Source organism: Vibrio sp. CK2-1, from assembly GCF_021726515.1.
GTDB lineage: Bacteria > Pseudomonadota > Gammaproteobacteria > Enterobacterales > Vibrionaceae > Vibrio.
The window spans coordinates 784,451-809,903 of the sequence record NZ_JAKKCJ010000002.1; the positions used below are offsets into that span (position 1 = coordinate 784,451).

Genomic DNA, 25,453 nt, shown 5'->3' on the forward strand with positions numbered 1-25,453 from the left:
CATAAGTAACAAGGATGGATATGAGTATTATTTTAGAATGCATTCGCACCGTTGGACGTGGAGAACGCGGTCGAAAACCACTTTCAGAGCAACAAGCTTTTGAGGTGATGGATGCATATTTAACCAGTAAGGAAACTGGCGATGATTCGGTAGGTGATGATCAAATGGCAATGCTATTGATGTTGATCCGTGTGCAAAATGAAACCAATGAAGAAATTGCCGGTTTCGTGAAAGCGTTTCAATCACGCATGCCATCGTTAGGCGCTGATATTGACTGGCCTTGCTATGCTGGTAAACGTAAAAACGAAGAAGGCACAGGCTTACCTTGGCATGGCTTAGCAGCGAAGATATTGTCGCTTAACGGTTATAAAGTCTTGTTACATGGCTACAAGGATGATGCAAGTGGCCGTATACATATTCAAGATTACTTATCTCAATTAGACATTTCTCAGGCTAATGATCTTGAGCAAGCTCAATCCTTTCTACAACGAAATAATATTACCTATCTTTCATTAGATACCTTTGCACCGATTGCGAAATCCATGATGAGTTGGAAAAACCGTTATGGTTTGCGTACACCAATTAATACCGTCGTTCGTGCGTTAAATCCGGGTGCTGCACGTATTGGTGTCAGAGGCAGTTTTCATCCAGGCTTTCAACAATTGCATGCTGAAATCGATCAGCAAATTGATCGTAAAAGTTTATCGGTAGTCTCTTATAAAGGCCAAAATGGTGAATCTGAATATAACCCTAAGGTTAGTCAAACTGTATGGCTTAGTGATGAAAAGGGGGTGAGTGAACATTATTGGTCTGCTAATGTGAACAATGACTTGCCGCTATTACAGAATAACCCGTTTGATGTGTCAGAGCACAATATGCTCCAACTAATGAGCCACGCTGTAGTGACTAGTATGACAGCCGCGTTATTTGCAGAAAACAAAGACTATACATCAGCTTATGCGACTGCTTGTCGTTTCTGGCAGTCATATTGTGAAAATTAACGCTTTGTTGTAAAGGTTTGTCAGTTTGCTCGGCATCGGCGATTAATTATTGAATAATCGTCGAATGCTTATTCAAACTTTAATGTAAAAGACCCTATTCAATACTTATGTCTAATCTTAATGCTGCAACTCACTTTTCGGCTCAAGAAGTAAATAAAAAAGATTTCATTCGAATTTTTACTATCGTGTTTTTACCTATGTTTTTGGCCGCGATAGATCAAACTTTACTTGCCGCTGCAACTCCAGCCATCGCCCGTGATCTTGGCGGTATTCAAACAGCTTCTTGGATCGCGATAGGTTACCTATTAGCCGGTGCTGCCTCAGTACCTATTCATGGTTGGTTAGGCGATTTATATGGTCGACGTAATGTTCTCATTGTTGCCTTAATCATCTTTTCTATTGGTTCTGTTGTCGCTGCATTAGCACCATCAATGGGAATGCTAATTGCTGGGCGGGTCATTCAAGGTATCGGTGGTGGTGGCTTGATGAGCTTATCGCAAGCCTTAATAGGTGAACTAGTTCCACCACGTCAACGGGCTAAATTCCAAGGCTATTTTGCTTCCATGTTTGCATTGGCGAGTGTGTCAGGCCCTGTTGTGGGCGGTTTAGTGGTGAGTTACTTTACCTGGCATTGGCTCTTTTGGGCAAACTTACCGATTGCGATATTTGCTATCTATAAATTATTGGCTTTAGAGTCACCAGAGTTAGTTAAATCAACGCGTAAAGTCGATTGGTGGGGGTTATTACTGTTCCCAACGACAACGACTATTATCATTTACTGGTTATCTTCAGGAGGTCATGAGTTTGCTTGGGAGTCAGTGACCAGTATTCAGTTATTAATTTCGATGGCAATTTTGTCTGTGGTCTTTATTTTCCAACAATCGAGAACCAAAGATTCGTTTCTACCATTGGCCTTATTAGCCCGTAAAGAAATTCACATCCCATTATTGTCATCATTCTTATTTGCGGCTTGTATGTTCGCTCTAGTTTTCTTTTTGCCAATTTATTTGCAATTAGGATTAGGGGCTAATGCGGCTATGTCAGGGCTATTATTATTGCCATTAACCGCCGGGATCATCACGGGTTCCTACATTACAGGTAAAACCATCGCAAAAACCGGCGTACCAAAGTGGATACCTGTGATTGGCATGTCGATAACCACTTGTGGGTTCTTATTGTTAGGATTATTAGAACCCTCAAAGTATATGACAGGCATGTTTGGGTTAATCTGTGGCTTAGGTCTAGGTACAGTGATGCCATCGACACAAGTGTTGATTCAAACGGTAGGTGGAAAACCAAATCTAGGGCGAGTTACCGCAATGGCAAGTTTATGTCGCTCATTAGGCGCATCAGTGGGAACCGCATTATTTGGTACATTAACGTATTCGTTAATCCCAGGCTTTACGGCAGATAGCACTATCACTGACTTAATGACAGGCCCAAAAGATATAATTATTGAAGCGTTCCAAACTGGCTATTTAGTCGCTGCTGCAATTGCATTTATTACGGTAATGAATGCTGCAAGAGCACCGAAAATTCATTTAGATGATTATTCGTAAGTCGGTTAACTGTCTCAGAGATAAACGATAGGTGTAAAAAAAGCCAGCTGAGTTAGCGGGCTTTCTAATGTGGCGGAGGAATTTGAAAACTACAAAATGATTATTTTCTATTAAAGACCTCTTCTTCAAGTAGAGTAGGTATCACTAGCATGGACTAGTGATACCATACACTTCAAGTCTAAACAGTTTTACTAATTTTAAATTACTTGTTGTTCAGATGGTAACTCTGTTACTTGCGATTTGTTTCTGCGATAGATTCCCCATTCACCTAGAACTAAGGCAATAAAGACCCCAGTCCCAACTTGAGCTAAGAACTCGCTATCTACACCATCTAAAGGATGCCAGAAGAAGGTGACCACGCCTAGGACAAGGAATAGTGTTGGTACGTAACATGCTAATCGCACCACAGCATTACCGCCTTTCATTTTATATACACGTGGTGTTTTATCCACCTGACGTAGCTTCAAGAAAGCTGGGAACATAATGATGTAAGACAATAGTAAGGTAATCGCACCAAGGCTGAATACGTTCCAGAATAGATCTTCGTTACCACCAACTGTTGCAATTACAGCGTAGCCAATCATTACAACAGTAGAGACAACACCGTTCCACAAGGCTGCGCCTTTAGCAACGCCATGTTTGTTCTCAGATTTAAAGCTGGCTGGCATATCATTGTTTAAAGCGGCATAACGAGCGACGTAATTAACGCCTACCGACCAGTTAACAATATTAGACACTAGAGTGAATAAAAACAGTACAGCTAATGCTTTCACTAATAGTCCAAGAGTACCTTCCGTTCCAAACAGAATCGCCAGTGATTCATATAAGCCGGCACTTGGGTTTATCTCATCCATTGGGATCACTGCCAGAATGCCAAAGCTTGAAATTAGGTAGAAAAACGCGATCAGCACGCCGCCTAACATAGTCGCTCTTGGAATGTCTTTTGACGGGTTTTTCAAGGCACCAGCTGCACCGCCAACCACTTCAAAACCAACCAAACCAAACAGGGCTACAGAGATCAAGGTCAAACCAGTATTAATATCAGGTACAAAATCAGATAAGGTGATTGGATTTGCGCTGACATTGCCAGTGGCGATGTGATAAATACCGGCAAAGCCTACAGTCCCCATTACTGTCACTTTGCAAATCGCGCCAGCCGTGGATACCCAGTTTGCATCTGCAACAGGCTTTAGAGAAAGGTACACTGCCACCCAACTCATTACGATAGAGATCGCGGCGATTTCAATTGGGCTAAATTCGACACCAATCAATTGACCAAATACCACTGCAAAGAGATAGTAAACCGCTGGGATCCATAATGCGAAGTTAATCCAGTAGATCCATGCGGTTCTCGCCCCCCAGTTACGACCAAATGCTCGTTTGACCCAGTCATAGATACCGCCATCTTGCGGGAAGGTTGTCGACAGCTCTGCCGTAACAAGGCCATAAGGTAAGAAGAAGCACAATAAAATAATACCCCACCACACAAAACCACCGGGCCCGGCCGCCGCCGATGCTGCCACTGTGTCAATCACAAGAACTGTACACACCCCAAACAATACTGTTTCAAATAAACCGAGCTTTTTCTCTTTCATGTCCATATGCACATCTCTAAATTAATGGGATTTGTTGAGTGATGCAGTGAATATTGCCACCACCTAATAAAATATCGCGAGCAGGGATCCCCACAATTTTATGCTCTGGGAATATCGCTTGTAATTCACGCTGTGCTTGTGTATCCGATTGTTCACAAAGCATCGGGAATAGCACCAATCCATTAGTGATTAGGAAGTTGGCATAGCTTGCCGCCATGCGGGTACCTGTTTCACGAACCATACCTTCACATGCATCAAAACCTAGTCCTTCAGATGGTGCAATATGCAGGGGCTTTGGTAATGTCAACTTATGGACTTCGATATTACGCCCTTTGGCATCAGTACTACTTTGTAGCAGTTCCAGTGCGTGTTGAGATATAGCATACTGAGGATCATTCTTATCTTCAGTCCAACTCAATACAATCTCACCCGGTCTTGCAACATGCATAATGTTATCTACATGACCATTGGTGTCATCATCGGCATATAGACCTAGCTCAAGCCAGATCACCTTCTCAGCACCAAGAAACTGCTTGAGATAATCTTCAATTTGATCTTGGCTTAAGTCAGGGTTGCGACTAGGGTGTAACAGACACTCTTTGGTTGTATAGATCGTGCCTTCACCATCGCTGTGAATAGAGCCACCTTCTAAGACAAATGGCGCTCGATAAATACTATCACGGTACGAGTTCGTGATTTTTCCCGCCACGGCGTCGTCTTTATCCCATGGAAAGTAAAGGCCATCTAGCAAACCACCCCAAGCATTAAATTGCCAATCAACCCCACGACGCTCTCCCTGACCATTTACTAGATAGGTAGGTCCTGTATCTCTAAACCATGAGTCATTCATACTCATTTCTAATACACGGACATTATTATTCAACTGCTGCCGAGCGTTATCGTATTGCTGAGCGGATACACATACCGTCACTTTGGTAAACTCAACGATGGTGTTAGCGACATTAGCGAATGCCATTTGCGCAGGTTTTGCACCCCAAGGCCACGTGTCGGTTCGTTCTGGCCAACCTAGCCAGACTTCTTCTTGTGGCTCGTGCTCTCCGGGCATATAAAATCCATCATTTTTAGGTATCGTAAGCATTATCGACCCTCCTCAACAACACCATCCATCGTCATCACTCTGCGATAAGCGTTCGGCACTCGATCACGGAAAATACCCCAACTGCCACGTTCAGCATCAATGGCTTTAAGATCAAACACATGGCACGCATATCCTTCAGATGAACGATCAAGTTCTTGTACTTTTTCACCCGTATTGTCTGTAATAAACGACGAACCAAAAAAGGTGATCTCAGTCTCCGATGAAGTACCTTTCTCTAAACCAACTCGGTTAGAGGCAATCACAGGGATCTGGTTTGCGGCTGAGTGACCTTGCATAACTCGTTGCCAATGTGGCATTGAGTCCATTTCAGGTTGTTTAGGCTCACTGCCAATCGCGGTAGGATAAAGAAGTAACTCTGCTCCTTGCAGCGTCATGTCACGAGCAGCTTCTGGGAACCACTGATCCCAACAAATACCCACACCAATCTTAGCGTACTTGGTATTCCACACCTTAAATCCAGTATCGCCTGGGCTGAAATAGTATTTTTCTAAATAACCATCGGTATCAGGGATGTGAGTTTTACGATAGACACCTAATACCTCACCATCTGCGTCAATAATCGCGATTGAATTAAATCGAACCGTGCCAGCACGCTCATAGAAACTGATCGGTAGCACCACTTCCAATTCTTTAGCCACATTGCGAAAGTGCTGAATAGCTGGGTTAGTGGCAACATCAGTGGCGAGGCTGAAATGCTCTAGGTTGATGTCGATACAAAAATATGGGGTTTCAAATAACTCTTGTAGCAAAATCACCTGTGCGCCTTCGCTTGCTGCAGCGCGAACCAGCTGTTCTGCTTTATGGATATTATTTTGTGCATCCCAACTGCACGCCATTTGGGTAATGGCTACCTTAATCTTATTGTTCATATTGACACTCCTTGCGTTGAGTTCAATCTACGCCAGTTACCATTATTTTAAAAATGCTATATCATCATTAAATCATGAGCTAAATTCATAATGGTGGGTAAGTGAATATCGACTTAAATCAACTTAAGATCTTGATTGCATTAGATGATGAAAGGAACATCACCCGAGCAGCGAAAAAACTGTTTATTAGTCAGTCAGCGGCAAGTCATGCGTTGGCGAAACTTAGGGAACGTTTCAATGACCCTCTTTTTCTTCGTACTAGTGGTGGCATGATCCCCACCCAATTCACTAGCAATATGCTACCTGTACTTAGACAAGGTATGTCGACTATTGAGAGATCAGTTAGAACAGAAAAAAAGTTCAACCCTAGTTCTGATTCGCACACATTCTATATTGGTGCTTGCGACTATTTTGAGTTCATAGCGATGCCTGAACTCGCTACACGGTTTAAGACACACGCTCCGAATATTCGAATTTCTATTGATATCAACTCTGAACATGTGAAAATGGAACGTGTTGAAAGTGGTCGACTTGATTTGTACGTGGGGGTCGATGACATTCAAAAAGTGCCGCAAAACTTTAATAAGTATCCATGGATTAAGGATAAATACGTCGCCGTCGTTCCTAAATGGCGAGAACTTCCGAACAAATTATCTGTTATCGAGTTTGCGGCGCAAAGCCAAGTCCACCTGCCGATCACCAGCAGTGGTTCTGATGTGATCGATAACTGGTTACAAGATCAAAAGCTGTACCGTAATATACAAATGATCGCGCAAAGCTATGCCGTGGGTGGGTTGATTAGTGCTAAAAGTGGTCTCTTATTTTGTACGCCTTACAACGTTGCGAAGCAACTGGTCGAAATGCTGCCTCTCAAGATCGTTGAATTACCAGACGATGTACCTCACTTAAGCTTGAGCATCCTTGCACACAAGCTCTACGATTACCATGATTCAGCGAAATGGATGATTAGCGAGATATTAAAAATCAAAGGTGTATAAAGGGAATATTGTTTTTGGTAAGCGACATTAACTGACTTCCTACCTGAAAAATAACCATTCTGGCGCACATTTTCGACACGACTATCGAGTCCGCTGTTAAATTGGCGGAAGGGTAGAGGGGAATCATTAATGCGCGGCAATTGCTCATGCAATAATTGCTTAATTAGGGCGGAAATATGCAGGTTACGAAGCGAGGCCGTATGGCGATCTTTGGTGAGTAAACAGGCTTTGATATCGAAGGGATAACCTAGGCGTACCAAGGCTTTGGGACAACAAATGCGGGTATAGTAAACGGAGTTGGCTTGCTTGATTAAGTACATTGTCTCACCTGTTTGATTCGGTGATCTGCTGTACCCTATAAAAGAAAAAACGCCTGACAAGTCAGGCGTTTAAAAGTGGCGGAGGGATAGGGATTTGAACCCTAGAAGAGCTATTAACCCTTGCCGGTTTTCAAGACCGGTGCTTTCGACCACTCAGCCATCCCTCCGAATTGCGATAAATGATATATACAGCTTAAGTTTTTGTAAACCCTTAATTTTAATTATTTGTCTGCTTTTTGAGCAAATAAACAGGGTTGAAATTCAAATATAAAAAAGGAAGCCGAAGCTCCCTTAATTTTTGTTGTTTTCGTGATTAGTCACTTTGACGATAGAAGCGTTTCAGCTCTGAAAGCCCTTGTAATACGATGGAAAGTTTAGGTTTTGCATCGTTATTACGTTGATAGTTTTTATCATATACCTTGTAGTTACCAAACTCATCGACCACCGTGGTTGTCTCATTGGTGATTAAAGCGATGTTGTCACTATCACCCGCTAAAATCCATGGACGAGATGAGGCATTAAATAAGTTTTTACCACTACCGTAGTCATACGGGTTAGAGGATGACTGGAAAAGATCTTGCATTATAGTCGCTGAGAAATCTAAGTGGCTGGTTTTATGCTGATACAGTTCAGGAGCTTTACCCGGCCAATGAATCACCATAGGTACTTGTAACTGGTAACGGCTAAAGTTGCTGTTTGAGCCCCAGCTATTGTTTTTGGTTTCATTAAACTCAGTACCATGATTCGACGTGATTACCACAATGGTATTGTCTAGCAATTGCTTACTTTCTAACTGAGTGAGAATCTTATTCACTTTCTGGTCAGCAGAAAACGAAGCTGATTTATATTGTGCAATTAACTTCTCAAAAGGAGCTTTTGAGTCAGTTTTAAAGCGAGGTAAAACATTTGGAGTCTCTTCAAATTGTTCTACTTCTGAAAGTTCAATATAACTGAACCAAGGTTGATTTGGTGACTCGCTTATCCATTGAGTCCATTCTGAAACGGCACTTTGATCTGGGCTGTTCTGGCTTTGCTCAGAATTTGCGGCATCAATCGGTGCAAAAATTTCATCATAAAATGCCGTATCACTAAATCGTTGACTGCCAAATGCAGCCATAGAGTAGTCGCGATCATTCATAGTTGAAATGAATAGAGGCGGAGTGTCTTGTGACTTTATACTTGCGGAGTAACTGCTTGGTAAACCATAGAACAATCCAAATACACCATAGGTGTTATTGCTCGCACTGTAATGATTAATAAAGTTCTGATTGTTTTTGGCAAACTGATAGGTCATCGGCATGACTTCTTCTGTCAGCATATCACTGCGTAAGTTATCAACCATTACCATCAATACATTGTACTTTTTACCACGACCATCAAATTTAAGTGTTTCAAGCGGGTAGTTAACGACTTCACTTGCTTCACCATTTTGCTCTAGGCGTTCAAGGTATTCATCTTTATCCAGTAAGCCATGCTTTTCCATGAAAGATTTTGCCGTCATTGGATAAGACAATGGGAAGTTGGCTTTCTGGCTAGTAATTGGATTATAGAAAAAGGCATCCGCCCAGATATAAACCAGGTGACTACTTACAAAACATAAGAAGAAAACAATGGTGGCAGGTTTACCAATGCGCTTGCGCGATAATTTACGCTGCTTTTTCCAAATCCATTCTGAAATGGCTATTTGTAGCAGGAAAATAACCGGTACTGCTGCAAACAGGTATTGCCACTCTGCATTGAATGAAGTTTTTTCTTTGCTGAGTAATAACTCCCAGACGACGGGGTTTAAATGGAGGTGTAGTCGTTCATAGGCTTGAGTATCTAACAAAAGCAGAGTTAAACAAATGGTTGCAAAACATACGCTTAATAAACGTAATAACTTTCGAGAAGGTATAATGAAGGTGAGCGGAAATAAAATAAGAATATAAAGCGCGAACACTAGAAAGCTAAAGTGACCTACCCAAGACACAATGAGGTAGGCTTGCCCAAGGAAAGTCTCTGGCCATGGCGATTGGGTGACAAAGCTCGTACCAATTAGCATGGCCAAGATGATATTAAAGAAGGAGAACCAATGCCCCCAACTTACCAGTCGAGAGACACGCTCTCCGTATGAATTTCCGCTATCAACCATTTAAAATATCGTTCTAACTCAATTTGGTTTAAGAATACATTTTAGTCATCAATTGATGATAAAAGAGCCTGAGAAAATTTATCTGCAATGAGTTTACGTTGAGATTTTGGCACATTTGAGTTCAATATGTTAGTAACCATATTACCCGCAATCATTAAGCTTAAATCAGGATTTGCATCATGCTTTTTTAATACGGCAGCAATTTCTGCCAGGATTTGTTCAATTTTTTGGTCGCTGTATTTAGAATTAATAGGCATAACGGTTTTAAATAACTTCCTAGATTCAATAAATGATAATGCTTAATTGCTCTGTGTTATTACTAATTAACATGTTGTTTCAGAGAATTTTTAAGTCACTTGGGTATATAAAGCGGCTTATGATAACCTAGTCTTCCTCACAACTGAAACATCAACTGAAACTAATTTACCATGAGCTTAGATATTTCCAACGTTATACTGCATAAATTGACCAAAAATAATCAAGATGAACTCGTTGTCAGCTTGAGAGATTCCGCGTTATCCAATGATGAAGTAACGGAACAATTGGTAGCAGAGTTACATCGTACTTTCAGTGCTAAAGCAGGCAAAGGCTTTGGTGTTTATAAAGAAGACAGTGAATTTCAATCTTGGATGAAGCAGTTGCGTCAAGGTGAGTTGAATTTTTATGACTTTTCGCAACAATCGGCTGAACGATTAAAATCAGAATTATCTAAATATCCTTTTGCAGAAGAAGGTGTGCTGGTGTTAGCTGAGTATCAATCTTTAGCGACCGACTACCTTTTCATCGCTTTACTGCCATCGAATCAAAGTCTAAAAGTCAATGAGGCGTTGGACATCAGCGGCACCGATTATCTCGATATTAATAAAATGGATATTGCGGTGCGTATTGACTTGTCTCGTTATGAAACCGATCCAGACTCTAACCGCTATTTAAGCTACATCAAAGGTCGTGTTGGTCGTAAAGTGGCGGATTTCTTCCTAGATTTCTTACAAGCAGAAGTCGGATTAGATACTAAAAAGCAAAACCAAGTGTTAATGCAAGCGGTCGATGATTATTGTGTCGATGCGCAACTTAATAAAGAAGAAACCGTTGCATGCCGCAAGCAGGTTCATGATTTTTGTAACGAACAGTTAAAGTCTGGCGATGAAGTGACCATTCAGGAATTATCGGGTGAGTTAAGTGGTGCAGGACACCATGATAATTTTGCTGAGTTTACCCAAAAGCAAGGTTATGAGTTAGAAGATAGCTTCCCTGTTGATCGCTCAACCATCCGTAAGCTTGCCAAGTATGTAGGGGCTGGCGGCGGCTTGTCGATTAACTTTGATAGCATGTTATTAGGTGAGCGAGTCTTTTATGATCCGGAAACCGATACGTTGACTATCAAAGGGATCCCGCCAAATCTGAAAGATCAATTAACGCGCCATTCATAAGCGTTAGCCTATCCATTGTCTTTGAATATACCTCAGTCACTTGGGGATAAATTCTAAATCGGATTTGAAGATTGACGGCAGCAATGAGATAGTAGAGGAAGAATAATGATTGGTGGTCGGTATTGACCACCTGTTTATAATTTTAATTCATGGAGAGGATGAAAGAATGAGAGTAGGTTTAGTCGGATGGCGTGGCATGGTTGGTTCTGTACTGATGCAACGCATGGTGGAAGAGAAGGACTTCGACCTTATTGAACCAGTATTTTACAGCACTTCACAAGTGGGTATTCCCGCTCCCAACCTAGGTAAAGATGCAGGCATGCTACAAGATGCCTTTGATCTTGAAAGCCTAAAGCAGCTTGATGCGATTATTACTTGTCAGGGTGGTTCATATACTGAAAAAGTTTACCCAGCACTTCGTCAAGCAGGCTGGAAAGGCTACTGGATTGATGCCGCTTCAACATTGCGTATGAAAGATGATGCCATCATTGCTCTAGACCCAGTTAACCTGAACCAAATTCAACAAGGTATCCATTCTGGTACCAACACATTCGTGGGTGGTAACTGTACGGTTAGCCTTATGCTGATGGGCCTTGGTGGTCTATATGAAAAAGGCATGATTGAATGGATGAGCGCGATGACTTATCAAGCAGCTTCTGGTGCTGGCGCGAAAAATATGCGTGAATTAATTTCCCAAATGGGTGTAATTAATCAATCGGTTAGTGCTGAAATGGCCGATCCTGCAAGTTCAATTCTCGATATTGACCGTAAAGTAGCGGAAACGATTCGTTCAAGTGACTACCCAACCAGTGAGTTTGGTTCACCACTAGCGGGTTCGTTGATCCCTTGGATTGATGTGAAGCGTGATAATGGTCAGAGTAAAGAAGAATGGAAAGGCACGGTAGAAACTAACAAGATCTTAGGTCTTGATGGCGCTAACGCAGTTCCAATCGATGGTACTTGTGTACGAATTGGTGCAATGCGTTGTCACTCACAAGCTCTAACGATTAAATTGAAGCAAAATGTGCCAATGGATGAAATTGAAGAGATCATCGCAACTCATAATGATTGGGTGAAAGTGATCCCGAATGAGCGTGATATTACCACTCAAGAACTTTCTCCAGCTAAAGTAACAGGCACGCTTTCTGTACCAGTAGGTCGCTTACGTAAGATGGCGATGGGTGATACTTTCTTGAATGCTTTCACTGTTGGTGATCAGCTATTGTGGGGTGCCGCAGAGCCGCTACGTCGTACATTACGAATCATTCTAGAAAACCGCTAAGCTTATTTCGATAAAATAAAAGCTTACAGCTAATACTAAAAAGTCCGCATTATTTAATGCGGACTTTTTTGTGGGTATAGATTTATTGCATAGCTTTATTAAATGACCAGCCTTATCAAATAACGATGTGTTCTTAAGTTGGTTCATCCGGTTTAGGAACCGGCACGACACGTTTATCTGGCTCAGCTAATTCACCACCGCAATGTTTGCAGTAAAGCGCGTCGGTTTCATGGCCACCTTTGGTACAGTTTGGACATAATACTAGAGTACGGTGGGCTTTCATTTCTTGATTGAGTTCGGCGGTAATGATCCCGGTGGGAACCGCTAAAATTGAATAACCGAGTAGCATTGTCAGCGCCGCGACACCTTGCCCTAGTGGCGTCTTCGGAACCACATCGCCATAACCTACCGTCGTAATCGTGATGATTGCCCAGTAAATCCCGCGAGGAATACTAGTAAAGCCATTTTCAGGTCCTTCTATCACATACATTAGCGCGCCAAAAATCGTCACAAGAATGGCAACGGCGCTGAAAAATATCAAAATTTTACGTTGAGACATTGCCAGCGTACGAACGAGTAGGTTGGAATCTTGTAAAAAACGTACCAGTTTGAGAATTCGGAAAATTCGCATGACTCGTAATAAACGAATAATTCCGATGAAGCTTGCTGAAGGGAAGAGGAATGCAAGGTAAGTTGGAAGTATCGCGAGTAAATCTATGATGCCATAAAAGCTTTTGGCATAGGCTTTAGGTTTTGGTGAGCAATATAAGCGCAATAGATATTCAATGGTAAATAGGCCAGTAAAAAAATATTCCAGAATATCGAATTCTTGTTGCCACTTTGCAGCGAAGATAGGAACCGAGTCTAAGATCAACACCGCGAGTGAACTAATGATTGCTACGATCAGCAATATATCAAAACGGCGTCCTGCCGGAGTGTGCGTGCCAAAAATGATGACATAAAGCTTATGCTTAAACGTCTCTTCGCTCATAAATAGATTCCTTTATTTCCTATCCCATTAAACCAGGGAAGAGGTTTCGTACGCCATTTGCAATAAATTCGACACCTAATGCCGCTAATATTAAACCCATAATACGAGTGATAACGTTAATCCCTGTTTGCCCTAAGAACCGAACAATGAGTGGTGCTGAGCGAAATAGTAACCATGAACAAAAACAAAAAACACCAATGGTCGCAATAATTCCAGCCGTTTCTATCAGAGTGGGGTAGCGAGATCCATAGACAATAGTTGAACTGATTGCTCCGGGGCCAGCCATAAGAGGCATGGCTAAAGGTACAACACCAATTTGTTCACGGCTTATCGACTCTGTGCGTTCTTGCTTATTTTGTTTATCCTCACCAAGTTTACCGCTCATCATTGAAAAAGCGATGCTCATCAGCAGTAGGCCACCTGCAATGCGGAATGAATCAAGAGAGATAGTAAACATATCAAGTAGAAGTTGCCCACAGAGTAGTGAGACAACCAAGATGACACCTACAGCAATATTGGCCGTTTTAGCCGTTTTACTTTTTTCTTCTGGAGACATGTGACCTGTCAGTGAAACAAAGACTGGCATGATTCCAATCGGGTTAACCGCAGCGACAAGCCCGAGGAAGAATTGTAAATAGATGGCAAATTCAATGGAAGCCATAGTGTGATCTCAGATAGTAAATAGAAGGTGAGTATACCTAGGGGCACTGCATCTTTCGAGGCTAAATTACTTTATAGGTAAAAGTGGCACTTTAACTGACTTGAGCTAGGCTAATTGTTGGTTAACTCTATAGAAAATAAGGTATACCCAAGTGACTTCAAGATGCAGAATTCAGATCTATCATCCAAACCTTTAAGCAAGGAAGATTGTCGAAGGAATGTAGGCACCTTTCAAACCAATCTGACGCGGCATAAAGGTTTGAATGAAGCTCCCGAAGGGCAAGTTAAAACAAGCTTTATGCTGCGTTAAATCGAATAGAGATAGAATAACTATGATCATATTCAATTTGTCTTGCCTAAAGCTTGTTTTATTCTTGCTGAAACTCGGATCTTGAAGTTACTTGGGTATAAAACTTAACTCCAAAGTATTACGTTCTTTGTGAGATTGCGTATACTCGTTGTAGCACAATACTCACGTACTTGTTTTGTAGGTGAATTACTGAAATAAATTTACGAGTATTGTGCTTTTGGGGTGAGTTTAAAATACTATCTTGGATATTTTTCACTTAATGAAATAATTTAAATTTCTTTTTAAAACAGTATCTTACTGTGTTTGACTTTGTTGTACTACTGCTTTGGTGGTATTTAGGCTTCAGGAACTGATCTACATCAATATTTTTAATATTTGAAAGCATATACTCAGTTTTGAAAGCGATTTACTAAGGTGGATTTTAGGTTCGGTTGGCACGCTTTACGGATACCAAATAGTCTTACTAAATAGTTTTTAATTTTTAAATCTTAGGAGATTCATTATGCCTGTAACTAACTTAGCTGAACTAGATGCTCTTGTCGCACGCGTTCAAGCAGCACAACAGGAATTTGCTACTTTTTCTCAAGAACAAGTAGATAAAATTTTCCGCGCAGCATCTTTAGCAGCTAACCAAGCACGTATTCCTCTAGCACAACAAGCGGTAGCGGAATCTGGCATGGGTATCATTGAAGATAAGGTTATCAAAAACCACTTCGCTTCAGAATTTATCTACAACAAATACCGCGATGAAAAAACATGTGGCATCCTTGAAGAAGGCACTGACACAATCACTATCGCTGAACCAGTTGGTATCATCTGTGGTATCGTTCCAACGACTAACCCAACATCAACTGCGATTTTCAAATCTCTTATTTCTTTGAAAACTCGTAACGGTATCATCTTCTCTCCACACCCACGTGCGAAAAACTCAACTAACGATGCTGCAAAACTAGTACTAGACGCTGCAGTTGCTGCGGGTGCTCCTAAAGACATCATCGGCTGGATTGACCAACCTTCAGTTGAACTATCTAATGCACTGATGAAGCATGACGGTATCAACCTTATCCTTGCAACTGGTGGTCCAGGCATGGTTAAAGCAGCATACTCTTCAGGTAAGCCAGCTATCGGTGTAGGTGCAGGTAACGTTCCTGTTGTTATCGATGAAACGGCTGACATCAAGCGTGCAGTTGCTTCTGTTCTTATGTCTAAAACATTCGATAACGGTGTAGTTTGTGCATCAGAGCAAGCTGTAATCGTTATGGATGAAGTATACGAAGAAGTGAAAGAGCGTTTTGCTTCTCACAAAGGTTACGTTTTATCAAAAGCTGAAGCAGATAAAGTACGTAAAGTTCTGTTAATCAACGGCAACCTAAACGCTGATATCGTAGGTCAACCTGCGGTTAAAATTGCTGAGTTAGCGGGTGTTAAAGTTCCTGCAGATACGAAAGTATTAATCGGTGAAGGTGGCGTTGTAAGCCATGACGACGAGTTCGCTCACGAGAAACTATCTCCAACGCTAGGTATGTTCCGCGCATCTTCTTTTGAAAATGCAGTAGAGCAAGCGGTAACTATGGTTGAAATCGGTGGTATCGGTCATACCTCTGGTCTTTACACTAACCAAGATACTAACGCTGACCGTATCAAATACTTCGGCGACAAACTAAAAACAGCTCGTATTCTTGTGAATATCCCAACGACTCACGGTGGTATCGGTGACTTGTACAACTTCAACGTTGCACCATCACTAACACTAGGTTGTGGTTCATGGGGTGGTAACTCTATCTCTGAAAACGTAGGTCCTAAACACTTAATCAACAAGAAAACTGTTGCTAAGCGAGCTGAGAATATGTTGTGGCATAAACTTCCAAAATCAATCTACTTCCGTCGTGGCAGCCTACCTGTTGCATTGACTGACCTAGAAGGCAAAAAACGTGCATTCCTAGTCACTGACCGTTTCCTATTCAACAACGGTTACGCTGATGAAATCGTAAGCCTATTGAAATCTCAAGGTATGGAAGTTCAAACTTTCTTTGACGTAGAAGCGGATCCAACGCTATCTGTTGTTGAAAAAGGCGCAGCACAAATGCAAAGCTACCAACCAGATGTCATCATTGCTCTAGGCGGTGGTTCACCAATGGATGCAGCGAAAATCATGTGGGTTATGTACGAGCACCCAGAAACGCACTTTGAAGAACTATCAATGCGCTTCATGGATATCCGTAAACGTATCTACAAGTTCCCTAAAATGGGTGCAAAAGCTGAACTAGTATGTGTAACAACAACTTCTGGTACAGGTTCTGAAGTAACACCATTCGCGGTTGTAACTGATGACCGTACTGGCGCGAAATACCCATTAGCGGATTACGAGCTAACGCCTAACATGGCTATCGTTGATGCGAACCTTGTTATGAACATGCCTAAGTCTCTAACGGCATTTGGTGGTTACGATGCGATTACTCACGCACTAGAAGCTTACGTTTCAGTTCTTGCTAACGAGTACTCAGATGGCCACGCTCTACAAGCTCTTAAGATGCTTAAAGAGTACCTACCATCTAGCTACCAAAATGGCGCAGCCGACCCAATCGCTCGTGAGAAAGTACATAACGCTGCCACTATCGCTGGTATGTCATTTGCGAACGCATTCCTAGGTGTATGTCACTCAATTGCACACAAAATTGGTGCAGAGTTCCACATCCCACACGGTCTTGCTAACGCATTAATGATCTCTAACGTTATCCGTTTCAACGCTAACGATAACCCAACTAAACAAACTGCATTCTCTCAATACGACCGCCCACAAGCACGTCGTCGTTATGCTGAAGTTGCTGACCACCTAGGCCTAAGCCAAGAAGGTGACCGCACTGCACAGAAAATTGAGCGTCTATTAACTTGGTTAGATGAAGTGAAGAAAGACTTGGATATCCCAATGTCTATCCAAGCGGCTGGTGTTAACGAAGCTGATTTCCTAGCGAAACTAGATGACTTAGCGGTAGATGCGTTTGATGACCAATGTACAGGTGCTAACCCACGTTACCCTCTAATTTCTGAGCTTAAAGAAGTTCTGAAAGCGGCTTACTACGGTACAGCTTACATCGAAGGTGAAACGTTCGAAGGCACAACAGTTATCAAAAAAACTGAAGAGCCAGTAAAAAAAGCAGCTAAGAAAAAATAACCTTAGTCTGAAATAATGAAAGCCCTGCTTATTGATGTAAGCAGGGCTTTTTTACGTTTTGAAGCCTTTGGTTTGAAGCTTTTTGATTTTGAAGTTTTAATGATAGGCGACTAAATTGGGCGTTCTACTTCGATTAATATGAATCTAAAATACGACCATTAAAGTACTCATTTTCCACAATGTACTCAGTGTTTCTGATCAGCTCATCATGGCTCTTTGCCCAGCCACGATGTTTAGTGTGTCGCTCAGCGCGGCTTGGTAGAATTCCTCCCACCCGAATATTAAAGGGCATTAATTCTTTAGCCCAATTCTGAGTAAACTCGGAGATTAAAGAAGAGGGTTGGGAAAAACTATCTTGCTCTTGACTTGATAAGTTAACAATCACACCACGTTTCTGATTATGCAGCATTTGTCTGGCGGCCAATTTACTAAAGCAAAGCATAGTCGTTGCCAGTTTTGAGTATTGACGGCTGTAGCTGTCGATCTGTTCGTCCTTGATGAGTGAGGGGGATGGTAGGCTAGGGTATAGGTTAATTAAGACATCAATACCTTTGTCAAATTGTTGGTTAATAGAAGAAAACAAAGGTTGGACACTTTCAAAACTTTCATCATCGAGAAGATATTGGAACACATTGGAAGAGTACGGCTGACAATGATGTAAAGCTTGATTTAGCGATGCTTCGTTGTTATCAACGAGAATGACGTTAGCATTTAGAGAAAGAAAGTGTTGAGCTAAATTTTGACCTAAATGAGAGCCTGCTGATGTGATTACCACGACGGAGTTTTGTATGTTCATATAGCACCTCATTGGTATCAAATAAAAAATACCTAATGCCCTTAAACACAAAGCCATGAATGGCGTTACCGATTACCTCCAAGGTGTCTATGGGCCTTAGATACTAATAATGGTAGTAAAACGTGTAAAGATCCTGTGAATAACATCAAAGAACTGAAATGAAATAATGAAAACTACTAATCTATAAGGGAAAGAGGTGTGAATAAAATATTTTTTATTTTCTGTGTATAACCACACCAAATGATTAAACAGGAAGGCCAGAACATAAAAAAGACCAGCCGAAGCCAGTCTTTTTAGTATCAAATGATTTCTCGACGGATCGGGAATTATTTGATTAGGTTTTCTTCTACGAAAGACCAGTTAACTAGTGCCCAGAAACCATTCATGTAATCTGGACGAACGTTACGGTAATCGATGTAGTATGCGTGTTCCCACAGGTCAACAGTAAGAAGTGGAGTAACGCCTTCTTCTGTTAGTGGAGTCGCTGCATTAGACGTGTTGATGATGTCTAGAGAGCCATCTGCTTTTTTCACTAACCAAGTCCAAGAAGAACCGAAGTTGTTGATTGCAGAATCAGTGAATTTTGCTTTGAACTCATCGAATGAGCCAAATTGTTGTTTGATTGCTTCTGCAACAGCACCTGTTGGTTCGCCGCCAGCGTTTGGAGCTAGGCAGTGCCAGTAGAAAGTGTGGTTCCAGATTTGTGCTGCGTTGTTAAAGATGCCACCTGTTGAAGTCTTAACGATTTCTTCAAGAGACTTACCTTCAAACTCAGTACCAGGGATTAGACCATTCAGCTTAACCACGTATGTGTTGTGGTGTTTGCCGTGGTGGTAATCTAAAGTTTCTGCTGAGATGTGTGGTTCTAGTGCATCTTTTTCGTAAGGCAGGGCTGGTAATTCAAATGCCATTGCTCAAATCTCCATGTGTTAGAAAGGGACTTTCTTGTGTTCTAAATAGAACAGCTTCCGATTTTTTGTAATCATACTAACTGATGATGCCATTTCCATGACAGTGAAACATCAATCGTCTTGTTTAAACAATGAAATGATTAAGTGACAATTGTTAAGCATCAGTTTGAGCCATTAACGACTAAGCTCAGTTTAGCAAGTTTTTACTTTATTAAAAGACTTGGATCCAAAAATTTCTTATGCATCACTTATTTGTACATGAGCGTTAGGCTAGTGAATGTTCCAAATCGCGCAACAATACGGTGCATAAATACGGCAATTAGAATACCCTTACAAATAATGCCTTTTTATTCTGTTATAGATACAAGTAGAATGGACTAACAACTTAGAGCGATGCTTAAATCCTAGAGAGGAAGTAATGGAAACTATCGATAAAATTAAACAACAGATTTCTGAAAACACAATTCTGTTATACATGAAAGGTTCACCGAAACTACCAAGCTGTGGTTTCTCTTCTCAAGCTTCACAAGCTTTGATGTCATGTGGTGAGAAGTTTGCTTATGTAGATATTCTACAAAACCCAGACATCCGTGCTGAATTACCAAAATACGCTCAATGGCCAACATTCCCACAATTATGGGTTGAAGGCGAGCTAGTTGGTGGTTGTGACATCATCATCGAGATGTTCCAAAAGGGTGAATTGCAAACCTTGATCAAAGAAGCGGCAGCCCGTGCGCCGGCTAGTGAAGAATAAAATTATTTTTTACTGAAAGAAAAAGAGCCAATTGCGGCTCTTTTTTTATACCTGAAATAGAGAGAGTTAATGATGAAAGGGATTTTGTATTATATTCACGATCCTATGTGCAGTTGGTGCTGGGGCTACAAACCGACATGGGATAAATTAAAATCGGCGTTACCTGAAGATATCCAAGTGGAATATTTGCTTGGTGGGCTTGCTCCAGATAATCATGAGCCTATGCCACAAGAGATGCGAGTAATGTTGCAGCAAACGTGGAAGCGAATTGAAAGCCAGTTAGGGACTCAATTTAATTATGATTATTGGACATTAGCCAAGCCTGTGAGAACAACCTATCCCGCTTGTCGTGCTGTGATTGCCGCTCAACAGCAAGGAGCAGGAGAGGCGATGAATCAGGCCATTCAACAGGCTTATTATTTACGAGCGATGACGCCGCATACCGAGTCAACTCACGTTCAATTAGCCGAGGAGCTTAATCTTGATGTTGAACGATTTACTCATGACCGTAAAAGCGCTGAAGTAGAGCAGGAGTTTGATCGTCAACGTGAGTTTTGTCAGTTGCTCGGAGTTCATTCTTTCCCAAGTTTAGTGTTACAACTTGGCGAAAAATATTACGTAGTGAAATTGGATTATGCTTCTGAACTCACCAGCTTGAAAGATATCGAGCAACGTATGAAGTGGGCGAATAGTATTGAAACCACGAAACGTTGGGTTGGATTAAAACCGAAAGACTAAGAGTATTTAGCTTCAGCTACAAAAAAGCGCATGTTTCGATTAAACGAAGCATGCGCTTTTTATTTAACTTGAGGTAATGATTACAGAACCATTGCCGCAATCCAACCAAACACGATAAGCGGTAGGTTGTAGTGTAGGAATGTTGGGATCACAGAGTCTTTAATGTGATCGTGCTGTCCGTCTGCATTTAAGCCCGATGTTGGACCTAAGGTTGAATCTGACGCTGGAGAACCGGCATCACCCAGCGCAGCTGCAGTACCAACCAGTGCAATGGTTGCCGCTGGTGAGAAACCAAATGAAATCGCAAGAGGAACATAGATGGTTGCGATGATTGGAATGGTTGAGAAAGACGAACCGATACCCATAGTGATCAATAGACCAACAATTAGCATCATTAGCGCGGCTAAAGCTTGGTGACCACTCATGCTAGTTTGTAAGAAGGTCACTAGTGTTTCAACGCCACCCGTTGCTTTCATTACACTTGCAAAGCCGTTGGCAGAAATCATGATAAAGCCAATCATCGCCATCATTTGTACGCCACGAGTGAAGCTATCTTGGCTAGCTTGGAATGGCTTACCGAATGATAAAATGATGAAACCAACGAGTGCGCCTACAATCATTGAACCTGAATATAGCTGAGCAGACAAAGTCGCAATGATACTGATTACTGCAACAATCACGGCTTTTTTATCAATGCCTTTTTGTTTTACTTCAGTGGCTTCATTTTGTTTCTCAGTATAAGTGCGCGGCTTACGGTAACTGATGAAAATACTCACTAATAAACCAAAGATCATGCCACAAGCCGGAATAACCATAGCAGCAGGAATTTGAGCGGCAGTAGCACTTGTTAGTCCATTGCTTTGTAGCGCTGGTAATAAAATGTCATTTAAGAAGATGCCACCAAAACCGATAGGCATAGTCATGTATGGAGTCACTAAGCCAAAGGTTAAGATACATGCAACCATACGACGGTCGATGTTCATTTTATTGAAAGCCGATAGTAGTGGCGGAACAATAATTGGAATAAACGCAATATGAACAGGGATTACGTTTTGAGAGAAAATAGCCATGATGAATAACGCGCCGAAGATGGCGTATTTCACCATGCTTGAAGCTTTTTCATTTTCTTTACCATGCACGCGTTTAATCACTGCATTAGACAAAATGTCAGTAATACCAGTTTGAGATAGTGCAACCGCAAAAGCACCTAATAAAGCATAACTTAAAGCGATTTCTGCACCGTCACCTAAACCTGATTGAAAGGCTGAGATAGTTTGATCAAGTGACATGTTAGCGAGTAAACCACCGGTAATGGCACTCAAGGTTAGAGCTATCACGACATTGACTCGGAAAACCGATAGCGCGAGCATTAAGCAAACGGATATAACGACAGGATTCATTGTAATTCTCTTTGTATAAATTAATGTTGTATAAGTGTGTTACCAATCTGAGTTGGTATTATTGTTGTTCTTCGGTTGTATCAACTAATGGCCAGCCACCTAAGGCTTTCCATTTGTTAACGATGTTGCAAAATAACTTAGCGGTAATTTGAGTATCATAGAGAGCTGAGTGTGCAGCTTGATTATCAAATTCAAAACCGGCGGCTCGGCAAGCTTTCGCTAGTACGGTTTGACCGTAGGCTAGGCCACTTAATGCAGCGGTATCGAATGTGGCAAAAGGGTGAAATGGAATACGTTTCAGCTTGCTACGTTCCGCTGCTGCCATGACAAAACTCAAATCAAAGTTCGCATTATGAGCCACCATGATCGCTCTGCTGCAATCGGCTGCTTTTTGTTCTTTACGAACTAATTTGAAAATTTCTTTGAGCGCTTCCGCTTCTGTGACAGCACCTCTTAATGGGCTGTATGGATCACGAATGCCGGTAAACTCTAAGGCTTCTTTTTCAAGGTTAGCGCCTTCAAATGGCTCAACATTGAATTGAATGGTGGAGGCTGGATATAAATCGCCGTTTTCGTCCATGGCCAAGGTTACAGCACAGATTTCGAGTAATGCATCAGTTTGAGCATTAAAACCCGCGGTCTCTACATCGATAACGACGGGAAAATAGCCGCGAAATCGCTGTTTTAGTGTCAAGGCTTCATTTTTGTCAGTCATATGCTTTCAGATCCATGAATTTAGGCGCGTATTATTGCAGATTAGGAATTTAACTTCACTCATTAATGTGACATGTGCACAGGAAAATATGCGGTTTTATTTAGAATAAATGATTTTTTATTGCTACTACAAAAGAGTGGGCATTGTTTGATTAATGAAATCTATAGGACAAAAAAGAACCCGATTGTCGGGCTCTTCTATATTTTGCGGGAGAATGAGAGGGGAATTACCCTTCTAGGCCAGCAGACATTTGGCTGCGTTGAATAAGCTCAATCATGTAGCCATCAGGATCTTTAACAAACGCGATATGCGTGCTGCCGCCTTTTACTGGGCCCGGCTCACGAGTAACCGTACCGCCAGCTGCTTTAATGGCATCACATGCGGTGTAGATATCATCAAAACCAATCGCAATGTGACCGTAGCCAGTGCCTAGATCGTATTCAGAAGTATCCCAGTTGTAGGTCAGTTCGATCACTGCACCTTGAGATTCGTCACCGTAGCCCACGAAAGCGAGAGTATATTTATATTCCGCGTTTTCATTTTTACGTATTAGCTGCATGCCAAGAACTTTGGTGTAGAACTCGATTGAACGATCAAGATCGCCAACACGAACCATAGTATGCAAAACTCTTCCATTCGACATTGTGTGCTCCTTATTAGAATGTAAAGTAATCAAACAGCATGATTACTCTTCAGGATAAACTTTTTCTTTAAACTCTACTTATATCTACTAAAAAATAATCTCACTTAGTGAGTGAGTGAGTGACTTTCCAAGTATACAAGGGCTCACAGGGCTTTTCTATCTAGACTTTCCTTTACGAAAATAGAAGGCTTTGTAAGCCTAGTGCTTTAATGGATGAATTCTGTTCAAAATTACCTCCATTATTCTTTACAAAAATAGTAGCAAATTAAAAACGACTGCTCTATGAAATTTCTTTCCACAAGGCTTTGTAAGGCGATGGCCTCACTGCGTGAAACCATCACCCTGCTAAAAGGGTATTTAGGGGAATGATGGTAAAGTAAAATAATAAAGCCACTCCTGACGCTCGCACAGCTCACTACTCGCTAGGCATTTATGATTTTCCTTGACCATCGGTACCACTCGTATAAGAGCCTCCCCGTAACTCGCTTTTGGACAATTCTGAGTTACGATCCGTAGAACACTCAGACTTTTCGCATAACTTCTAGTATCGCTAGTTTTGCCGTAGCCTACATGCGGCTGAGCAAATTATCTTATCCACTACACATAAAAATGCTTAGCTAAAATTAGCGAAGAATGGGTGCAAGCCAGTATTTTTCGTCCATATTTTAAGGGGCTTGAGCATGTTAAGCCCCATAAACTCTATTAAAAAGAATATCTCCGTAACCAGTTATTAATGTTCCAATGGCTACTAAAATATATGTGAAGTATTGGACAAACGGCATCCAACTTTTATTTTTTTGTTCTATGTGAAGGTGACAAAAAAGAAGGTTTCCATTTACTACAAATATATTTTTTCTAACAGCTTGAGCTTTAATCTCAGCAAGTAACGAAAAAACTAATAAGAGTGTTCCGCTTCGTTGAAACCATTGATCCATATTTGTTGTAGTATCAGCTACAAAAATAGATAAGAATGGAAATAAAAGAGCTAGAAAAACACATGCAAACCATTCTTTTAACGCTCTGTATATCTCCAATTGCTGACAGTTAACCCACTCCTTTGCATCATTTTTTAATGATGAATAATAATCCTTTTTGTCCATAAAAACTCCAAACCTAGATTTTTATACTAACGCTGTGCTCAACAGCAGCTTGTTAGGCTTTATTTTTCTTGCACACAAATTGAACCAAGTCATATTTACTGCTTCCAGATACAAGAGAAGTCCACTTGGATTTACTAGACCAATCTTTAAGTGGTTTAGTTGGTTTTTCCTGCACCCCGTCTTCAATGCTACCAGCAAGTTCAAAATACTGTTTTGATGCACAGTTAATTTTCAATTCAGTAAAACTTGTATATTCATTGCCTTTTCCTATACGGTTGGTTAGAACTTTGCTTACATTTGGCTCCATTTTTTCATGAGTTAAAACATAATATGTGCCGCTATCTCTAGCAGTGGGCTCGCGATACAGTTCTTTTGCATCACAAAAGCTTGTGACGCTTATTAACATGATTGCTGTGTAAAAAATTTTCATTAAGTTCTCTTTAGGTTTCTAGGTTTTTAACGCTTTGCTCACAGGAAAATCAGCGCAGTAAGTAATTTACCCGAGTACAGCAACTTGTTATTCATTTATCCAGCCATAATGTAGAAATTGTAAGCGAAGATCGGTAATCAACACTATACGACTTTCAGCCAAACCTCTTCGCAAAATTTAATCACAAGATAACCTGCATGATTTCTAGTGGTGTTTACCGATAAGGTTTAAAACAACAACTCTGGAGAGAAAGTTGAGGATAGATGTTATGAGGCACTTATCACAACTCTATCAGTACAGTTAGTGGCATAATATTTACTCAATCATCATATAGCGAGATTCCCAAATGCCAAAAGATAAGAAACTTGTTAACTTCTCTGAAGACTACGAGCTAAACAACAGTATCCGCGCCATGAACCCACGGGGCGATATTGTTAGTGTTTGAAGTTCCAAGGCAGGAGTGCATCGATATCAGGTTCCGCTTTCGCTAACTCCTGCATGCACTTGACCATGTAGTCGTAAACGATA

23 protein-coding genes and 1 tRNA gene are annotated in these 25,453 nt (G+C 41.3%); 8 read left to right on the forward strand and 16 right to left on the reverse strand.

Annotation, left to right across the window (positions count from 1 at the left end; translation table 11 throughout):
• Positions 1-20: 20 nt before the first annotated feature.
• The gene (locus L3V25_RS08540) at positions 21-1,001 is read left to right on the forward strand and encodes a glycosyl transferase family protein (protein WP_237294941.1); all 981 of its coding nucleotides are present in this window, start codon (positions 21-23) and stop codon (positions 999-1,001) included.
• Positions 1,002-1,108: 107 nt separating this feature from the next.
• Positions 1,109-2,560 (forward strand): MDR family MFS transporter, encoded by a 1,452-nt coding sequence (locus L3V25_RS08545; protein ID WP_237294942.1) that lies wholly within the window; start codon positions 1,109-1,111, stop codon positions 2,558-2,560.
• 197 nt (positions 2,561-2,757) lie between these two features.
• Here the strand turns inward: L3V25_RS08545 and L3V25_RS08550 are convergent, their stop codons facing one another.
• Genes L3V25_RS08550 through aguB form a run of 3 tightly spaced genes read right to left on the reverse strand, consistent with a single transcriptional unit; the run spans position 2,758 to position 6,144 of the window.
• Positions 2,758-4,161 (reverse strand): APC family permease, encoded by a 1,404-nt coding sequence (locus tag L3V25_RS08550; protein ID WP_237294943.1) that lies wholly within the window; start codon positions 4,159-4,161, stop codon positions 2,758-2,760.
• Positions 4,162-4,171: 10 nt separating this feature from the next.
• Positions 4,172-5,254 (reverse strand): agmatine deiminase, encoded by a 1,083-nt coding sequence (aguA, locus tag L3V25_RS08555; protein ID WP_237294944.1) that lies wholly within the window; start codon positions 5,252-5,254, stop codon positions 4,172-4,174.
• Positions 5,254-6,144, reverse strand: coding sequence for an N-carbamoylputrescine amidase (aguB, locus tag L3V25_RS08560; protein ID WP_237294945.1), 891 nt, complete (start codon positions 6,142-6,144; stop codon positions 5,254-5,256). Before aguB ends, aguA begins: the two co-directional genes overlap by 1 nt.
• A gap of 101 nt (positions 6,145-6,245) precedes the next feature.
• Between aguB and L3V25_RS16555 the strand changes: the two genes are divergently transcribed.
• Positions 6,246-7,142 (forward strand): LysR family transcriptional regulator, encoded by an 897-nt coding sequence (locus L3V25_RS16555; protein ID WP_237294946.1) that lies wholly within the window; start codon positions 6,246-6,248, stop codon positions 7,140-7,142.
• On the opposite strand, the gene L3V25_RS08570 is transcribed toward L3V25_RS16555, so the two are convergent.
• The 4 genes from L3V25_RS08570 to L3V25_RS08585 all read right to left on the reverse strand — a co-directional run bounded on the left by L3V25_RS08570 (position 7,085) and on the right by L3V25_RS08585 (position 9,850).
• Positions 7,085-7,462 carry a hypothetical protein gene (locus L3V25_RS08570; RefSeq protein WP_237294947.1) on the reverse strand — a complete coding sequence of 126 codons (378 nt, stop codon included), beginning with the start codon at positions 7,460-7,462 and terminating at the stop codon, positions 7,085-7,087. The two genes, L3V25_RS16555 and L3V25_RS08570, sit on opposite strands and share 58 nt — an antisense overlap.
• A 76-nt stretch (positions 7,463-7,538) precedes the next feature.
• Positions 7,539-7,629 (reverse strand) — tRNA-Ser (locus tag L3V25_RS08575).
• A gap of 146 nt (positions 7,630-7,775) precedes the next feature.
• Positions 7,776-9,593: a DUF3413 domain-containing protein gene (locus tag L3V25_RS08580; protein ID WP_237294948.1), complete on the reverse strand. Its 1,818-nt coding sequence runs from the start codon at positions 9,591-9,593 to the stop codon at positions 7,776-7,778.
• Between the two features lie 41 nt (positions 9,594-9,634).
• Positions 9,635-9,850 carry a YejL family protein gene (locus L3V25_RS08585; RefSeq protein WP_027697369.1) on the reverse strand — a complete coding sequence of 72 codons (216 nt, stop codon included), beginning with the start codon at positions 9,848-9,850 and terminating at the stop codon, positions 9,635-9,637.
• Positions 9,851-10,021: 171 nt separating this feature from the next.
• Here L3V25_RS08585 and yejK point away from each other — a divergent pair, with 171 nt between their 5' ends.
• On the forward strand, positions 10,022-11,023 hold the full coding sequence (yejK, locus tag L3V25_RS08590; protein WP_237294949.1) for a nucleoid-associated protein YejK: 1,002 nt from the start codon (positions 10,022-10,024) through the stop codon (positions 11,021-11,023).
• A 166-nt stretch (positions 11,024-11,189) separates the two neighbouring features.
• Positions 11,190-12,305 (forward strand): aspartate-semialdehyde dehydrogenase, encoded by a 1,116-nt coding sequence (asd, locus tag L3V25_RS08595; protein ID WP_237294950.1) that lies wholly within the window; start codon positions 11,190-11,192, stop codon positions 12,303-12,305.
• Positions 12,306-12,438: 133 nt separating this feature from the next.
• Here the strand turns inward: asd and L3V25_RS08600 are convergent, their stop codons facing one another.
• Together L3V25_RS08600 and L3V25_RS08605 are read right to left on the reverse strand one after the other, a co-directional pair.
• Positions 12,439-13,296, reverse strand: a complete 858-nt coding sequence (locus L3V25_RS08600; protein WP_237294951.1) for an ion transporter — start codon at positions 13,294-13,296, stop codon at positions 12,439-12,441.
• Positions 13,297-13,315: 19 nt separating this feature from the next.
• Positions 13,316-13,957, reverse strand: coding sequence for a YchE family NAAT transporter (locus tag L3V25_RS08605; RefSeq protein WP_237294952.1), 642 nt, complete (start codon positions 13,955-13,957; stop codon positions 13,316-13,318).
• A gap of 811 nt (positions 13,958-14,768) precedes the next feature.
• On the opposite strand from L3V25_RS08605, the gene adhE reads away from it, so the two are divergent.
• Positions 14,769-17,438 carry a bifunctional acetaldehyde-CoA/alcohol dehydrogenase gene (gene adhE / locus L3V25_RS08610; protein ID WP_237294953.1) on the forward strand — a complete coding sequence of 890 codons (2,670 nt, stop codon included), beginning with the start codon at positions 14,769-14,771 and terminating at the stop codon, positions 17,436-17,438.
• A 133-nt stretch (positions 17,439-17,571) separates the two neighbouring features.
• Here adhE and L3V25_RS08615 read toward each other — a convergent pair whose 3' ends face one another.
• The gene (locus tag L3V25_RS08615; protein WP_237294954.1) at positions 17,572-18,234 is read right to left on the reverse strand and encodes an SDR family oxidoreductase; all 663 of its coding nucleotides are present in this window, start codon (positions 18,232-18,234) and stop codon (positions 17,572-17,574) included.
• Between the two features lie 326 nt (positions 18,235-18,560).
• The gene (gene sodB / locus L3V25_RS08620) at positions 18,561-19,145 is read right to left on the reverse strand and encodes a superoxide dismutase [Fe] (RefSeq protein WP_027697362.1); all 585 of its coding nucleotides are present in this window, start codon (positions 19,143-19,145) and stop codon (positions 18,561-18,563) included.
• 418 nt (positions 19,146-19,563) lie between these two features.
• Between sodB and L3V25_RS08625 the strand changes: the two genes are divergently transcribed.
• The gene (locus L3V25_RS08625) at positions 19,564-19,899 is read left to right on the forward strand and encodes a Grx4 family monothiol glutaredoxin (protein ID WP_027697361.1); all 336 of its coding nucleotides are present in this window, start codon (positions 19,564-19,566) and stop codon (positions 19,897-19,899) included.
• Positions 19,900-19,971: 72 nt separating this feature from the next.
• Positions 19,972-20,637, forward strand: a complete 666-nt coding sequence (locus L3V25_RS08630) for a DsbA family protein (protein WP_237294998.1) — start codon at positions 19,972-19,974, stop codon at positions 20,635-20,637.
• 80 nt (positions 20,638-20,717) lie between these two features.
• Here L3V25_RS08630 and L3V25_RS08635 read toward each other — a convergent pair whose 3' ends face one another.
• From L3V25_RS08635 to L3V25_RS08655, 5 genes are all read right to left on the reverse strand, one after another.
• Positions 20,718-22,037, reverse strand: coding sequence for a Na+/H+ antiporter family protein (locus tag L3V25_RS08635; protein ID WP_237294955.1), 1,320 nt, complete (start codon positions 22,035-22,037; stop codon positions 20,718-20,720).
• 58 nt (positions 22,038-22,095) lie between these two features.
• Positions 22,096-22,752, reverse strand: a complete 657-nt coding sequence (gene rnt, locus L3V25_RS08640) for a ribonuclease T (protein WP_237294956.1) — start codon at positions 22,750-22,752, stop codon at positions 22,096-22,098.
• Between the two features lie 226 nt (positions 22,753-22,978).
• On the reverse strand, positions 22,979-23,395 hold the full coding sequence (gene gloA / locus L3V25_RS08645) for a lactoylglutathione lyase (RefSeq protein WP_089139073.1): 417 nt from the start codon (positions 23,393-23,395) through the stop codon (positions 22,979-22,981).
• Positions 23,396-24,078: 683 nt separating this feature from the next.
• Positions 24,079-24,495: a hypothetical protein gene (locus L3V25_RS08650; RefSeq protein WP_237294957.1), complete on the reverse strand. Its 417-nt coding sequence runs from the start codon at positions 24,493-24,495 to the stop codon at positions 24,079-24,081.
• Positions 24,496-24,547: 52 nt separating this feature from the next.
• Positions 24,548-24,925, reverse strand: coding sequence for a hypothetical protein (locus L3V25_RS08655; RefSeq protein ID WP_194091610.1), 378 nt, complete (start codon positions 24,923-24,925; stop codon positions 24,548-24,550).
• Positions 24,926-25,453 lie beyond the last annotated feature (528 nt).

Coding starts and splice junctions, on each gene's coding strand:
- L3V25_RS08540 (WP_237294941.1), top strand. CDS start 21: ATGAGTATTATTTTAGAATGCATTCGCACCGTTGGACGTGGAGAACGC.
- L3V25_RS08545 (WP_237294942.1), top strand. CDS start 1,109: ATGTCTAATCTTAATGCTGCAACTCACTTTTCGGCTCAAGAAGTAAAT.
- L3V25_RS08550 (WP_237294943.1), bottom strand. CDS start 4,161: ATGGACATGAAAGAGAAAAAGCTCGGTTTATTTGAAACAGTATTGTTT.
- aguA (WP_237294944.1), bottom strand. CDS start 5,254: ATGCTTACGATACCTAAAAATGATGGATTTTATATGCCCGGAGAGCAC.
- aguB (WP_237294945.1), bottom strand. CDS start 6,144: ATGAACAATAAGATTAAGGTAGCCATTACCCAAATGGCGTGCAGTTGG.
- L3V25_RS08570 (WP_237294947.1), bottom strand. CDS start 7,462: ATGTACTTAATCAAGCAAGCCAACTCCGTTTACTATACCCGCATTTGT.
- L3V25_RS08580 (WP_237294948.1), bottom strand. CDS start 9,593: ATGGTTGATAGCGGAAATTCATACGGAGAGCGTGTCTCTCGACTGGTA.
- L3V25_RS08585 (WP_027697369.1), bottom strand. CDS start 9,850: ATGCCTATTAATTCTAAATACAGCGACCAAAAAATTGAACAAATCCTG.
- yejK (WP_237294949.1), top strand. CDS start 10,022: ATGAGCTTAGATATTTCCAACGTTATACTGCATAAATTGACCAAAAAT.
- asd (WP_237294950.1), top strand. CDS start 11,190: ATGAGAGTAGGTTTAGTCGGATGGCGTGGCATGGTTGGTTCTGTACTG.
- L3V25_RS08600 (WP_237294951.1), bottom strand. CDS start 13,296: ATGAGCGAAGAGACGTTTAAGCATAAGCTTTATGTCATCATTTTTGGC.
- L3V25_RS08605 (WP_237294952.1), bottom strand. CDS start 13,957: ATGGCTTCCATTGAATTTGCCATCTATTTACAATTCTTCCTCGGGCTT.
- adhE (WP_237294953.1), top strand. CDS start 14,769: ATGCCTGTAACTAACTTAGCTGAACTAGATGCTCTTGTCGCACGCGTT.
- L3V25_RS08615 (WP_237294954.1), bottom strand. CDS start 18,234: ATGAACATACAAAACTCCGTCGTGGTAATCACATCAGCAGGCTCTCAT.
- sodB (WP_027697362.1), bottom strand. CDS start 19,145: ATGGCATTTGAATTACCAGCCCTGCCTTACGAAAAAGATGCACTAGAA.
- L3V25_RS08625 (WP_027697361.1), top strand. CDS start 19,564: ATGGAAACTATCGATAAAATTAAACAACAGATTTCTGAAAACACAATT.
- L3V25_RS08630 (WP_237294998.1), top strand. CDS start 19,972: ATGAAAGGGATTTTGTATTATATTCACGATCCTATGTGCAGTTGGTGC.
- L3V25_RS08635 (WP_237294955.1), bottom strand. CDS start 22,037: ATGAATCCTGTCGTTATATCCGTTTGCTTAATGCTCGCGCTATCGGTT.
- rnt (WP_237294956.1), bottom strand. CDS start 22,752: ATGACTGACAAAAATGAAGCCTTGACACTAAAACAGCGATTTCGCGGC.
- gloA (WP_089139073.1), bottom strand. CDS start 23,395: ATGTCGAATGGAAGAGTTTTGCATACTATGGTTCGTGTTGGCGATCTT.
- L3V25_RS08650 (WP_237294957.1), bottom strand. CDS start 24,495: ATGGACAAAAAGGATTATTATTCATCATTAAAAAATGATGCAAAGGAG.
- L3V25_RS08655 (WP_194091610.1), bottom strand. CDS start 24,925: ATGAAAATTTTTTACACAGCAATCATGTTAATAAGCGTCACAAGCTTT.